This window comes from Colwellia sp. 20A7, assembly GCF_009832865.1.
Lineage (GTDB): Bacteria > Pseudomonadota > Gammaproteobacteria > Enterobacterales > Alteromonadaceae > Colwellia.
On the sequence record NZ_CP047130.1, the window covers coordinates 4,423,099 to 4,438,327 of the forward strand.

Consider the following 15,229-nt stretch of genomic DNA (forward strand, 5'->3'; position numbering starts at 1 on the left):
AATGACCTCGCACTGCGTAAAATGCAGCGCTATTTTATGAATTTTAAGTTGGAGTGACCACATGGCTCGCGTAACTGTTGAAGATGCCGTAGAAAAAGTCGGTAATCGTTTTGATTTGGTGTTAGTCGCATCACGTCGTGCTCGTCAAATTGCAACTGGCGGTAAAACACCTTTAGTTGATATTGAAAATGACAAACCAACGGTATTAGCTTTGCGTGAAATCGAAGCGGGTTTAATCACCACTGATGTAATGGATTCCTCAGATCGCCAACAACAGATTCAGCAAGATACTGCTGAGTTAGATGCTGTTGCTGCAATTGTGGGTAGTCAAACACAAGAATTAGGTTAAAATAAAACTTATTTAGTTTGTTTTTAACCCACTTGAAAGCGCGTAACCTATTCTTTAATAGTTACGCGTTTTTTATTGCTTTGCATTTGCCGTAAAGCCACGTATTCTAATAAATCAAGCTGTTTTAACATGAATTTGGAGTGATAGGTGTATCTATTTGAACCATTAAAAGAATTAAGCTCAACCTATCTATCAAAAGTACAAGTTGATTTGCTTAAACATGCCTATATCGTGGCACGAGAAGCCCATGACGGACAAATGCGCTCTAGCGGTGACCCATATATTACCCATCCTGTAGCTGTTGCGCTTAATTTAGCTCACATGCATTTAGATCATGAAACCTTAATGGCGGCATTACTTCATGATGTAATAGAAGATACGCCAGTCACTAAAGATGAATTAGCTGAGTTATTTGGCCATACGGTGGCAGAACTAGTTGAAGGTGTTAGTAAACTAGACAAATTAAAGTTTGATAACAAAGAAGAAATGCAAGCGGAAAACTTTCGCAAAATGGTACTCGCCATGGTGCAAGATATTCGTGTTATCTTAATAAAATTAGCTGATAGAACACATAATATGCGCACATTGGGCTCACTAAGACCCGATAAGCGCCGTCGTATTGCCCGAGAAACACTTGAAATATATGCCCCAATCGCCAATCGCCTTGGTATTCATGACATAAAAAATGAATTAGAGCTATTAGGATTCCAGGCGCTTTACCCGATGCGCTCAAGAGCACTTAAATCAGCAGTAAAAAGTGCCCGCGGTAATCGAAAAGCAATTATTGATAATATTCAAGAAGAAGCGGGTGCTCGATTAAAAGAAAGTAATATTTCAGCACAAATTTTAGGGCGCGAAAAACACTTATATTCTATTTATCGTAAAATGCTGAATAAAGAGTTAATGTTTAATGAAGTTATGGATATATACGCTTTTCGCGTTATTGTTGACGACAGCATTGACGATTGCTATCGCGCTTTAGGTGCCATGCATAACTTATTTAAGCCAATAGAAGGCCGATTTAAAGATTATATAGCTATCCCTAAAACAAATGGCTATCGCTCACTGCACACTTCACTTATTGGGCCACATGGTATTCCAGTAGAAGTGCAAATTCGTACCAAAGATATGGATCAAATGGCAGACAAAGGCGTAGCAGCACATTGGCTATACAAAGAAGGTAGTGATCAATCCGACACTACGGCACAAATGAAAGCTCGACGTTGGATGCAAAGTTTATTAGAACTGCAACAAAGTGCTGGTAGCTCATTTGAATTTATTGAAAACGTTAAGTCAGATCTTTTCCCTGAAGAAATTTATGTATTTACCCCAGAAGGTCGTATTATCGAACTTCCTATGGGCGCGACAGCCGTTGATTTTGCCTACGCAGTTCATACTGACATAGGTAACTCTTGTGTTGGTGTTAAAGTTGATCGCAAGCCTTACCCTATGAGCCAGCCGCTAGATTCAGGCCAAACAATTGAGGTAATTACTTCAGCTGCAGCAAGACCGAATGCAACTTGGCTAAACTTTGTTGTTACTGCAAAAGCAAGATTACAAATCAGAACTTATCTTCGTAGCCGCGAACAAACCGAATCTAAAACATTGGGTAGTCGCTTATTAAGCCATGCCTTAGGCAAAGTGAAGCTTGAGAATATCAGTAAAGATAAAATCGCAGAAGTTGTTAAGCAAAGTGGTAATAAGTCCTTTGATGAATTACTCACTAATATAGGTTTAGGTAATGCATTAAGTATTGGTATTGCCAGACGCTTAACCGATGAATTCACAGAAGACAGTGAACTTCCGCCGGTTACACACAAAGCAAAAATGCCAATAAAAGGCACCGAAGGCATGTTAGTTAGTTATGGTAAATGTTGTCGTCCAATTCCAGGCGATGTCATTCTAGCTTACCTTAGCCCAGGTAAAGGTTTAATGGTACATCAGCAAGGTTGTCGTAATATTAAAGGGCACGAGCCAGGTGCTTTATTCCCAGTGAAATGGGATAAAGATATAGACAAAGAGTTTATTGCTAAGCTAAGAATTGAAATTATTAACCACCAAGGTTCACTTGCAATGCTAACCACTGTTATTGCTAAATGTGGATCAAATATCAATAGCTTAAATTCAGGTGAAAAAGAAGCTGGGTTATATGTAATGGATCTAGAAATCACCTGTCGTGATAGAATTCATTTAGCCGATATTATTCGTAAAATAAAAGTGATGGTGCATGTACAACGCGTCATTCGAAATAAATAGATATAAGTAAAGGAAATATAATGAAAAGCATCATCTCAACAGATCAAGCACCTAGTGCGATTGGTACATACAGCCAAGCGGTTAAAGTCAACAATACTGTTTATTTGTCAGGACAAATCCCGCTTATCCCTGAAACAATGGAAGTTATTGAAGGCGGCTTTAGCGAGCAAACTGAGCAAGTATTCAAAAACTTATCTGCAGTATGTGAAGCGGCTGGTGGTTGTATCAACGATATGGTGAAAGTAAATATTTTCATGACCGATTTAAGTAACTTTGCAACGGTTAACGAGATTATGGCAACATATTTTCAAAAACCTTACCCTGCTCGCGCAGCAATTCAAATTTCAAAATTACCTAAAAATGTTGACATTGAAATCGATGGGATTATGGAATTACCTAGCTTAAGCTAAAGTATTCGCTATAAATCAAATTTAGCCTAACTGACTGTATCTCGTCTGTTTAGAATTACAACTTTATTATTTGAAAAATTATGACTCCAGAAAGACTTCAACGTATTAATACCATGCTAGATAAACGCCAACCAGACCTTACTGTTTGTATGGAAGGTGTGCATAAAACCCATAATCTAGCAGCCGTTGTGCGTACTTGTGACGCCGTTGGCGTAAGCGATGTACATGCTGTTTGGAAAAGTGAAGAAGCAGAAGTTCGTGGTGGTAGCGCCGCTGGTAGTCAAAACTGGATTGATGTTCATAATTATCATCAAACTGCTGAAGCTATTGCTGCTTTAAAAGCACAAGGTATGCAAGTACTGGTTACTAATTTATCTGATACTGCCGTTGATTACCGTGAAGTTGATTATACTAAACCGACTGCTATTATTTTAGGGCAAGAAAAATTTGGCGCATCGAAAGCTGCACTTGAATTGGCTGACCAAGATATTATGATTCCAATGGTTGGCATGGTGCAATCTCTTAACGTTTCTGTTGCTTGTTCAGTTGTCTTATATGAAGCTCAACGTCAGAGACAAATGGCAGGAATGTATAATACTCCTCGTTTGAGTAATGAAAGACGTCAACGCACATTGTTTGAAGGTGGACACCCAATTTTTGCTGAAGCTTGTCAACGTAAAGGCTTACCTTATCCTGAAATTGATATTGAAGGACAAATTATTGCTAATGACGATTGGTGGCAAAAAATGCAAATGAACAAAAAAGCTTGGCAACATATTGATGACTAAACACTAGAAACTGCCACTATAATGGAAGCACTCACTCAATTATCACAAGTCGCCCTATCTACTCTTAAAGGTGTAGGGCCAAGTATGACAGGCAAACTTGAAAGAATAGGTTTGCTGTCAGTGCAAGATCTATTATTTCATTTACCACTGCGTTATGAAGATAGAACAAGAATAAGCACTATTCGAGACTGCTTACCTGGTACACATACCAATATTATCGGTGACATCACGGATAGCCAAATAACGCACGGTAAACGCCGTATGTTGGTGGTAACCTTAAACGATGGCACCAGTGATCTTCAACTTTGTTTTTTCAGTTTTTCTGCTAGTCTAAAAAACAGCCTTAGTATAGGTCGAACTATTCGTTGTTATGGCGAAATAAAACGAGGGCCACGCGGTTATCAAATAGTACACCCTGAATACAAATCACTTGATGACGATAGAGCGTTAACACCGGCAGAAGAAACCTTAACCCCGGTTTATCCAACAACTGACGGTTTAAAGCAAATTTCACTTCGTAATTTAACCGACCAAGCACTTATTCGCTTACAACGTGGGCAAGTAGAAGAGTTATTACCAACAACATTGTTTGACGAAAAGTATTCCCTCGCGCAAGCACTCGCTATTATTCATCGTCCACCGCCAGAAACTTCTACTAGCGAACTTGAAAACGGTAAACATCCTGCACAAGTTAGGTTAATTAAAGAAGAATTACTCGCTCACAATTTGAGTATGTTAAAACTTAGAAAAAACAGTGATGTTCACCAAGCAATAGCACTTAAAAACAACAAAAAAGTAGCAGACGCATTCTTAAAAACACTGCCTTTTTCACCCACTAATGCCCAGGCACGCGTGGTAAAGGAAATAAAAGAAGATTTAGCCAAAGCGCAGCCTATGATGCGTTTAGTACAAGGGGATGTTGGTTCAGGTAAAACGCTTGTTGCAGCATTGGCAGCGCTAGATGCAATCAAACAGGGCTATCAAGTCGCGTTAATGGCACCTACAGAGATTTTAGCTGAACAACACGCCATTAACTTTGCTAATTGGTTTAACCCGCTAGAAATCACTGTAGGTTGGTTAGCAGGTACAACAAAAGCTAAAGCGAGACGGTTAGCATTAGAAAAAATAGCCAGTGGCGAAATGCAAATGGTTATAGGCACCCATGCCCTTTTTCAAGCTGAGGTGATTTTTAGTAAATTAGTGCTGATTATTATTGATGAACAACACAAATTTGGCGTACATCAACGGTTATCCTTACGAGAAAAAGGCGTATTTGATAATAACTATCCTCATCAATTGATTATGACGGCTACGCCTATTCCAAGAACCTTAGCCATGACCGCTTATGCAGATTTAGATACCTCAGTTATTGATGAATTACCACCTGGGCGTACTCCTATCAATACCGTTGCCTTGCCCGACACACGTCGAGATAATGTAATTGAACGTATACGTGAAGGCTGTGTTAATGATAATCGCCAAGCTTATTGGGTGTGTACACTAATTGAAGAATCGGAAGTTTTACAATGCCAAGCGGCTGAAGATACTGCTATTCATTTGACAGAGCAATTACCAGAGTTAAAAGTAGGCTTAGTCCATGGACGAATGAAAGCCGATGAAAAACAGTCAGTGATGGATGACTTTAAAGCCGGTAAAACCCACTTACTTATCGCGACAACCGTCATTGAAGTTGGCGTAGATGTACCAAATGCCAGCTTAATGGTGATAGAAAATCCTGAACGTTTAGGTTTAGCACAATTACATCAACTAAGAGGACGTGTAGGACGTGGGTCGGTCGCTTCTCACTGCGTATTACTCTATAAAGCCCCTCTTTCAAAAACAGCAACTAAACGCTTAGCCGTATTAAGAGAAAGTAATGATGGTTTTGTTATTGCTGAAAAAGATTTAGAAATTAGAGGGCCAGGCGAATTACTTGGCACACGTCAAACTGGCTTAGCTGAATTGAGAATTGCCGATTTAATACGTGATGGCTATCTGATCCCTGAAATTAAGCAAAAAGCTTACTTATTATCACGTCAAAATCCTGAGTGTGCCCAAGCACTTATCCAGCGATGGCTTGGTAATAAAGAGCGTTATTCAAACGCATAAAACATTCCCGTTTATAGCTCTTATAATAAATTTACCTCTCACTCCGAGTCATGCTAACCGAGCTCGCCAAGCGCAATAAAAAAATTTAGTCTTCATTCTAAGACCAATCTCACTAGCTATGTGATCATTTATACTTGCTGAAATCACCAACGACATCGTTATTTATTTAATAATTAGAACGACTAGTTATTGAAATAAATGCCTTGTATTTGACAATTTTTTCTACGTATATAATTATTCACTTAATTAATGAAACTGGTTTAACGTTAGCTTTGGTGCTTGGTAAGCCTGTTTTAAAAAACAAAAATAATGCCAATCTATAAATAGATTGGCAATAAACATGAAACACTCAAGAATCATAATGGTGTAATTAATAAGAACTTATTACACCCTAAAAACTTTCAAATTAATTTCAAAATTAACTTCAAAATCTCCAGCACAGCCAAAAATTTCAGCTGTACTTTCAACACCCAAATAAATTAGTGGCGGAAACTAGGAATTAATGCAGGAATACCTGGTAGTAAGCCTACCAAGGCCATTACTGTGGTTAATAAGATAAACATCACCCCAGGAATAATCCAACGATTCATTTTACTTAATTCTGAACTACGTTCTTTACAGCCAATTAAGCCAAGGTTATCAAGTAATATAGTAAGTGCCCAACCAAAAGCAGGGTTAACAAGTGCAGAAGAGAACACAACAATTGCCGCTGATTGAGTAGTTTTACCCTCACGCGTCATTTCCATGCCAGCTTCAAGTAGCGGAATAAATACACCCACGATTAATGCTACACATAGTACAGGTTGCCATATTGCTAAATCCATAGGGTAACCCCATACACCAGCAATTACACAGAATAAAGCTGTTAGTAAAGCGCCAGCAGGAATTGGACGTTTAGCAATAGCGGCAGGTACCATATAAGTACCCCATGATGAAGCAAAGTTAGCGCCACCTAAAATAGAACCAAATGTTTGGCGAATAGAAGCACTTACCATAGTATCGTCAATATTCATTTGTACTTTTTCAGTGCGTTCTGGGTAACTAATTTTTTGGAATACTTGATGACCCAAGAAATCAGGAGACCACATAGCTACCGCTAAAATAGCAAATGGTAGTACAACAACAAAGCTTTCTATTGTTGGTAAACCAAGCATCCAACCAGTATCCTCACCCCACCAATACATTGGATTCATGTTCGGTAAACCAGGACTAGTTACAAATTCAAACGGTGCGCCTAAAGCAAAAGCAAGTGTGCCGCCTAATATGCAACTCAACGGTACTGCTAACCAACGTTTTCCTTTATGCTCAAGTAATGCATACAGTAAAATAGTACTAAAAATGACTACAAAAGGAATGTGTGTCATACCAATGTCTTCACCCCAAGCGAACATCTTTTTAACTTGTGAAATGGTACCCACAAACCCAAGATACAGTAATAGTCCACCACAAACCCCTTTACTCGTCAGGTTTGCCAGCATACTACCACCTTTACTAATGGCTAAGATCAAACCAAAGACACCAATGAGTAAACCAAACGCCATCGGGTGACCACCCGCAGCAACCACAATAGGGATAAGAGGAATTAATGGACCATGTGTACCAGCTAAGTTAGCTGTAGGTAGTAAAAAACCAGAGAAAAGAACAATAAAAATAGCTGCAATTAACAATTCATAACGTACATTTTCTAATACGAATCCGTCACCTAGTCCAAGAGGTGCAGCAAAAGTTGCAGCAATTGCACCCACCATAACCACTTTACCAATAGTAGCGGCCATTGCCGGTATACTATCTTCGAGTTCAAATCGGTAATCTCTAAAAGGTAAATTAGGTCTCCAGCGTTTAGGCGACATAATTTGTAATTCGTGTTCTAAGTATTCATCTCGTGTATTAAATGATGAACTAGGCTTATGCTGTTGCTCATAATTCAGTTCATCACTATTTATTGGGGGCTGTGTTTTCTTATCAGGTATGGATTTAGACGTTTGGTCCATTGTTTTTCCTTTGTTCACGAACTAGAGAGGGTGCTAATGCATTTAAGCGGGATATCCTATATCAACGTGGTTGTTATTGCTAACAACAATAGCCAAAAAAACTCAATCATTAGTCGTAGTACCTAAGATATTTACGCTTAAAACGCCTTAAAATTTACATATGAACATTTTTAGACCAACCTTTAGCCTTAAATTATTTTTTTATAGGTATTAGTCGTTAGTATAGATAGGATTTTTACGGGTGTTATCACAGAATTTATCGGCCGCAAGCGACCGATTTTTTATACAATACAAATATAGCGCTTAAAACAATACGGAATAGCTAACACTAATGTGCTTCATCCCAATTATCACCTATGCCTGCTTCAGCAATTAGCGGCACACTTAATTGCACCGCATTATTCATCAGATCGACTAGTTTAGCCGTCACCTCTTCCACGATATCTTGATGGATTTCAAAAATTAATTCATCATGTACCTGCATCGTCATTTTGACCCGGTCATCATTTTGTTCATTTAACCACACAGAAACATCAAGCATGGCTTTTTTGATGATATCTGCTGCTGTGCCTTGCATCGGTGCGTTAATAGCAGCACGTTCAGCTCCTTTTCTTCGCATACCATTTTTTGATTTTATTTCAGGTAAATATAAACGGCGACCATATAAAGTTTCAACATAGCCTTGCTCACTGGCTTGTTCGCGAGTTTCTTCCATATATGTCAAAACACCCGGGTAACGTTGGAAATATCTATCTTGATATTCTTGCGCCTGCTGACGACCTATACTTAACTGCTTTGCCAAGCCAAAAGCCGACATACCATAAATTAATCCAAAGTTAATCGCTTTAGCGCTACGACGCTGGTCCGTTGTAACCTCATCTAATTCAACTGAAAAAATTTCAGCTGCTGTTGCTTTATGAATGTCTTTACCTTCGCTAAAAGCAGTCACTAAGCCTTTATCGTTAGATAAATGCGCCATAATACGTAATTCAATTTGAGAGTAATCAATAGCAACAATTTTATAGTCTGTTGGGGCGATAAACGCTTGGCGAATTTTACGGCCTTGTTCGCTACGAATTGGAATGTTCTGTAGATTAGGATCGGTTGACGATAAACGCCCAGTTGCAGTGACAGCTTGATGATACGAAGTATGCACTCGACCTGTTTTAGCACTCACCATTAAAGGTAATTTGTCTGTATAAGTAGATTTTAATTTACTTAATCCGCGGTTTTCTAAAATAACTTTTGGTAAAGGATAATCCAGCGCTAACTCTTGTAGTACCTCTTCTGCAGTAGAAGGTGCACCTTTAGGCGTTTTCTTAATAACCGGTATTTTTAGTTCTTCAAATAATATTTGTTGTAATTGCTTAGGTGATCCTAAATTAAAACTTTTACCTGCTAGGTTATGCGCTTCAATTTCTAATTCATCTAAGCGTTGACCAATACTATGGCTTTGTTGATCAAGCACGTCGCAATCAATTAATACCCCTGTTTGCTCCATTTTTGCTAGCACAGGCATTAACGGCATTTCAATCTCATTATAAACGCTTAATTGCTCAGGTAGTTGCTCAAGGGCAGGAAAAATAGCGTGATGTAAACGTAAAGTAATATCAGCATCTTCTGCAGCATAGTAACCCGATTTTTCAATATCTATTTGATTGAAAGTTAACTGCTTAGCACCTTTACCGGCCACATCTTCAAACGATACTGTTTTATAATCTAGATACTTAAGTGATAACGCATCCATATTATGTCGCGTTGCAACGCTGTTATAACAATAGGACTCAAGCATAGTATCGAATGCTGCACCTTGTAATTTAATGTCGTAATGACTTAATACATTGGCATCGTATTTTAAATTTTGACCAATTTTTTTAATCTCAGTACTTTCTAATAGAGGTTTTAATTGTGCTAACACCCAATCTAAATCTAGTTGGTATGGCGCATCAATATAATCATGGGCCAATGGTACATAAGCTGCTATTCCTGACTCTATCGCAAACGATAAACCCACTAACTCCGCTTTCATATAATCAACACTGGTAGTTTCAGTATCAAAAGCAAAAGCAGTACAATCTTTAAGTTTTTCTAACCAAGCATTAAAGCTTATTTTATCTAAAATAATATCGTATTTAGCATCCGCCACTTCTGCTGAGATAATATCAACATTTTCCGTTTTACTCTTTGCTGTATCTTTTGCGGTATCTGTAGGCACTTTATTAACGGTATTACTTACCACTTGCTCACTTTTGCTATTACTACTACCTTTACCTAAATCAGCTAACAAGCGCTTTAATTCAAACTCTTGATAAAGTGAAGCGAGTGCCTCAACATCGGGTTCTGTAGGCTGTAATTGCTCAACACTTTGCTCTAACTCAACATCACATTTTATTGTAGCGAGCAAATATGAAAGTGGTAGTTGCTCGAGCGCTTCACGTAAGTTTTCACCTATTTTTCCTTTTACCTTGTCAGCATTAGCAATGACTTCATCTAATGTGCCGTGTTCAGCTAACCATTTTACCGCAGTTTTAGGACCACACTTAACTACACCAGGTATGTTGTCAACTTTGTCGCCCATTAACGCAAGATAATCGATAATTTGATCAGGTCGTACGCCAAATTTTTCACTCACACCTGCTTCATTTAATTCAACAGCTGTCATCGTGTTGATCAAACGTACATGCGGCGTAACTAATTGCGCCATATCTTTATCGCCAGTTGAGATCACAGTTTCTATACCCTGCTCACTCGCTTGCTTCGCTAAAGTACCAATAACATCATCAGCCTCAACCCCAGGAATAACCAATAATGGCAAACCCATAGCACTAATAATATTATGTAAAGGTGCTATTTGTGTACGTAATTCATCCGGCATCGGTGGACGATTTGCTTTATATTCAGGGTATAAATCGTTACGGAAAGTCTTACCTTTCGCATCAAAAATGACAACTACATTGCCATTTGGGTAGTCTTTTTTCAAACTACGGATCATATTCAAAACACCAGTGATCGCTCCCGTAGGTTGACCACTCGCCGTTGATAAAGCTTGTAAATATGGAACATGATATGCGCGAAATAAATACGAAGAACCATCCACTAGAATTAAAGGTGATAATGGTGAATTTTCTGTCGAAGTTGTCATAGGAAATTTGTCTAAACAATAATATAGCGTAAGGATGCCATAAAGCGCGCTGTAGCTCTACTACACTATGACAATTGGTGCAAAATGAATGTGGATAACTTTGTTAATAAGCGCAAAAAAACGCCAGAAAAGTGAATGTCACTATTCTGGTAATTATATTCATACGTATGATTTTATTGAAAAAAGATAGGAACGAAATCTTTTTAGTGCACAATATTTTTTATTTTTATTTTTGTGGATAAATAAATTTATCTGCGTTACGTTTTTGATTATATAAACAGCAACCAAGCAAATAACGTCAACAGAGATTATCAGAATTCCACAGCTTTACCAGCACATTATTAAACTTTTTTTAAGGATTTATTACCGATTAAAATAACAAAAAAATATAAGCCTTTAGTAGCAAGACTTTCAAACTAGCTATTAAATTTTAATGATGAAAAATTAGTTTTTATTTTAAAAAATAAGTAGTGATATGATTGAAAATATAACGACGGCTCACCTAAAATTTATATCTCTTTAAAGAGATATTGACCAATAACAAAATTACCTAACCTAACTTTACATTATTCTTGTTTACAGTAACTTCTACGCACTCAATTTCGCGGAGCATATCATCAAAACCTCTTCAACTCTATGCTAGTGACATTTATTGTGTATATACTTCGTCTGTTGCATCATTTATAAATCCATGACAAATATAGCCGATAAGTAATTTAGGCTTTTTGTTCATATATAAAAAATGTTCATAACCAATCGAAAAAGCGAAAGGACTTGCATTGTAATCAGCATAATATTGATCTCGCCCTAAACGCGCTTCATTTACACCTGATGCAAAACCACTTAAAAAATCTTCTCTATTATTAAGTATCAAACAAATCATGCCATCATCATTATGTACAAGTTCTATAGCACCTTCACCGATAAACTTGTTAACAACAGATTCATTGAAGTAGCCAGTGTACTGTTCAGTTTCCATATCATAAGAAACAGATGAACCATCGCCAGCTTCCATTAGCGAGGAAAATAGCTCTCTTACTTTTTTTGAAATCATTTATTTAGTTATTCTATCGAAAAATTAAAAGGTAAACACGAATGATACCTTAATTTCTACGAATCTATAATTGCTACTGATCTATCGCCATACAATTTGCATAATAAGTTACCGTTGCAGGCCAATCAGAAAATACACCAACTACGCCTACTTGTTTTGCTAAAACATCTAACAGCACAAGTACATCAGCTTCGCTACTTATTGCCTCTGTTATGCTTTGGTAATACCAACCTCCACCATTAGCAAGCAAGCCTGAGCGTTCAAGTGACCAAGTAATAATCTTAAGCTCAGCGGCTTTGTCGGCCTTAGCATATTGTGATGGAATGATTGCCCCTTCGGGGTCTAAAGTAACTAACATCCATAAAGGTGGCGCTATATATTCAACACCTTCGCTTTTTAATTGCTGCATACTAGGCACCCAAGTCTTAGGGTTTTCAGGATCAAAATCAGCCCCTACATTTCTTTCATCAAGAAATATAGCTTGTTTACCGAATAACGGTGCATGCGTTATCCAATATTTTACATCTGCCAGATTAAATGATTGTGGGTACACTTGAGCAGCCGGCACGCCCGCAGATATATATTCGTCTAACATTTTTTGAGCATAGTCTGTTTGACTAAAGTCGTTGAAAGGCATTTTTACACTGGCAGATTTTAATTCAGGCGACATTTTAACCCCGGATTTTTTAAACATTTCAATGCTTTCAGCATGCGTCATTAATGTGCCTTTGCCTGAGTACAGATCCGTTCGCCAATTCGGTGTACCCGCCAAATATTCCTCTACCGTGGTAGCTTGGGTATTGGCACCGTCCATTTTTCCTGTCAGTGTTTTAAATTGGGCAAGTGTAATATCGCTGGTACAACACATGGCGGTAGCAGCAATGTCATTAATTGGATCTGCTGGGATGAAGGGCTGTGAACATTGTTTTGCAAGCTCAGGAATAGCCAATATATTCGTTGTAGTGGCTAAATCGCATTGTGAGTGACGACAGACTAAGGCCTTATCTGAAGTAAAAGTAACATCACACTCTACAATGCCTGCACCTGAATCTATCGCCGCTTGATATGACTCGCGTGTATGTTCAGGAAATAGCATGGGAGCACCACGATGTCCTAATGAAAAGTCAGAACGATAAAAAGTATTATCTTTACACTGCTCTAATTTGGTTTTTAGCTCACTGTCTTGCATTTCGTTAATTAAAAATAGAGGCCTTAACCCAACTTTAGCAACAACTTTACCTGCCATCTTGTTGCTTACTTCATTGATTGGGTTGGTAACATGACGACTACAGCCCGCTAAAACAAAAGAAGTGAATAAAAAAAGAACAAATTCGTGTTTTTTAAGAAAACAGATAAACATAGCTGAACCTTGTATTTACGCTTAATAAAATATTACTTAATATTCTGTCAGGATAGATAATAATTATGGCAGTTTAATGAATACTCGAGATCCAGAATCAAGTTCAGGATGACGGTGTGGAGCTTCAGGATGATGTAGTGCGGCTCAGAATAACAAAGGGGTATAGAGTAAAGGAGGTTCAAGATGATGGAAAAGCTGAGGATAGCTCAATTAGAGAACCGAACTATCCTTTTTAGACACTTATTTTCAGCATAAACCCTATAGGGTAACAAACTCTTCAGCTGACGTAGGATGAATTGCAATGGTGTTATCAAAATCAGCTTTAGTTGCGCCCATTTTCATTGCCACAGCAAAACCTTGTAGTAACTCATCACTACCAAAACCAATACTATGCAAACCAACCACTTTTTCTTCAGCGCCAGCACAAATAAGTTTCATACGGGTAGGATCACGATAATCTTCCGTCATCGCTTGGTAAAGTGCCGTGAATTGAGAGTTATACACACTGATATTATCTTCACCATACTCAGTTACGGCTTCAGCTTCCGTTAAGCCTACAGTACCAATAACAGGATGACTGAATACTACGGTAGCGATGCCTGTGTAGTCTAAATGTAGGTCAGTTTTGTTGTTAAATAAGCGTTCACATAAACGTCGGCCTGCTGCCACTGCAACAGGAGTTAATTGTGCACGCCCGGTGTTATCACCTACGGCATAAATACCTGGTACGTTAGTGTTTTGATATTTATCAGTTACGATGAAGCCTCGTTTATCAAGCTCTACGCCTGCAAGATCTAAATTGATGTTATCAGTTGCTGGTTCTCTACCAATAGCCCAAACTACTTGCTCTACAGGGCCAATAGACTTGCCATTAGTAAGGTGTACTACCAATTGTCCGTCAGCTAATTTTTCTATACGTTCAGGTGTACTGTGATTATGTAAAGTTGGACCATGTTTTGCCATTTGCTCAACTAGGGTGTTACTTAGCATGTCATCAAACGTACGTAATGGTTTTTCATTTCGAACTAATAAATGCGTTTCTGTACCCAAACCATGGAAAACACCCGCTAATTCAACTGCAATATAACCTGCGCCAATAACAGCTACTGACTTAGGTTGCTCTGTTAACGCAAAAAAACCATCAGAATTAAGACCAAATTCAGCACCTTCAATGCTTGGAATTGACGGACGACCACCGGTAGCAATAGTAATATGATCAGCGGTATATAAAGTACCATCAACATCTACGGTATTCTTGTCTACGAATTTAGCGAAGCCTTGAATAACAGTGACATCGTTAGCATCAAAACCACGCTGATAAGCAGCATGAATTCGTTCAATGTAAGCTTCTCGGTTTTTAACCAAACGACTCCAATCAAAGCCATTATTCTCTATTTTAAAATCACCTAAATTAAAACCGTAATCGTGAGCATATTTTAATGCATCACTAATTTGTCCTGCATACCACATGGCTTTTTTAGGAACACAGCCAACATTTACACAAGTGCCACCTATATATTTCGCTTCAATCACAGCAGCTTTTTTACCTAATCGTGCTGCTCTATTGGCTGATGCTATTCCGCCACTACCTGCGCCTATTGCTAAGTAATCAAAATGTTGTGTCATTGTATATTCCAAAAAAGTTAATTTATATTGCTTATGTTGTTATATCTGGGGATAAAACACAATTATTCAATTGTATTTAATGCTCAACAATAAAAATTAAGTAAGAATTAGTGAAGAATTGGCTACACAATTGTCATCGCTAAG

The 15,229-nt window shown here is 38.1% G+C and carries 10 protein-coding genes; 5 read left to right on the forward strand and 5 right to left on the reverse strand.

All coding sequences use genetic code 11. The features are described 5' to 3' along the window. Positions 1-61 precede the first annotated feature (61 nt). The 5 genes from rpoZ (at position 62) to recG (ending at position 5,912) form a co-directional block, all read left to right on the forward strand. A complete protein-coding gene (rpoZ, locus tag GQS55_RS19095; RefSeq protein ID WP_159822193.1) occupies positions 62-349 on the forward strand; it encodes a DNA-directed RNA polymerase subunit omega in 288 nt (95 codons plus the stop codon). A gap of 147 nt (positions 350-496) precedes the next feature. After that, complete coding sequence (gene spoT / locus GQS55_RS19100) at positions 497-2,605, forward strand: bifunctional GTP diphosphokinase/guanosine-3',5'-bis pyrophosphate 3'-pyrophosphohydrolase (RefSeq protein WP_159822195.1); 2,109 nt, start codon at positions 497-499, stop codon at positions 2,603-2,605. 17 nt (positions 2,606-2,622) lie between these two features. Next, on the forward strand, positions 2,623-3,015 hold the full coding sequence (locus GQS55_RS19105; RefSeq protein WP_201294712.1) for a RidA family protein: 393 nt from the start codon (positions 2,623-2,625) through the stop codon (positions 3,013-3,015). Positions 3,016-3,095: 80 nt separating this feature from the next. Then, entirely contained in the window at positions 3,096-3,803 is a 708-nt protein-coding gene (gene trmH, locus GQS55_RS19110) for a tRNA (guanosine(18)-2'-O)-methyltransferase TrmH (protein WP_159822199.1), read from the forward strand. Positions 3,804-3,824: 21 nt separating this feature from the next. Further along, positions 3,825-5,912: an ATP-dependent DNA helicase RecG gene (gene recG / locus GQS55_RS19115; protein WP_159822201.1), complete on the forward strand. Its 2,088-nt coding sequence runs from the start codon at positions 3,825-3,827 to the stop codon at positions 5,910-5,912. A gap of 479 nt (positions 5,913-6,391) precedes the next feature. Here the strand turns inward: recG and GQS55_RS19120 are convergent, their stop codons facing one another. From GQS55_RS19120 to gorA, 5 genes are all read right to left on the reverse strand, one after another. Then, the gene (locus GQS55_RS19120; protein ID WP_159822203.1) at positions 6,392-7,903 is read right to left on the reverse strand and encodes a DUF3360 family protein; all 1,512 of its coding nucleotides are present in this window, start codon (positions 7,901-7,903) and stop codon (positions 6,392-6,394) included. A gap of 328 nt (positions 7,904-8,231) precedes the next feature. Next, entirely contained in the window at positions 8,232-11,045 is a 2,814-nt protein-coding gene (gene polA / locus GQS55_RS19125) for a DNA polymerase I (protein WP_159822205.1), read from the reverse strand. Between the two features lie 649 nt (positions 11,046-11,694). Beyond that, the gene (locus tag GQS55_RS19130; protein ID WP_159822207.1) at positions 11,695-12,099 is read right to left on the reverse strand and encodes a hypothetical protein; all 405 of its coding nucleotides are present in this window, start codon (positions 12,097-12,099) and stop codon (positions 11,695-11,697) included. A gap of 73 nt (positions 12,100-12,172) precedes the next feature. Then, positions 12,173-13,459 (reverse strand): glycerophosphodiester phosphodiesterase family protein, encoded by a 1,287-nt coding sequence (locus tag GQS55_RS19135; RefSeq protein ID WP_159822209.1) that lies wholly within the window; start codon positions 13,457-13,459, stop codon positions 12,173-12,175. A 258-nt stretch (positions 13,460-13,717) separates the two neighbouring features. Then, the gene (gene gorA, locus GQS55_RS19140) at positions 13,718-15,085 is read right to left on the reverse strand and encodes a glutathione-disulfide reductase (protein WP_159822211.1); all 1,368 of its coding nucleotides are present in this window, start codon (positions 15,083-15,085) and stop codon (positions 13,718-13,720) included. Positions 15,086-15,229 lie beyond the last annotated feature (144 nt).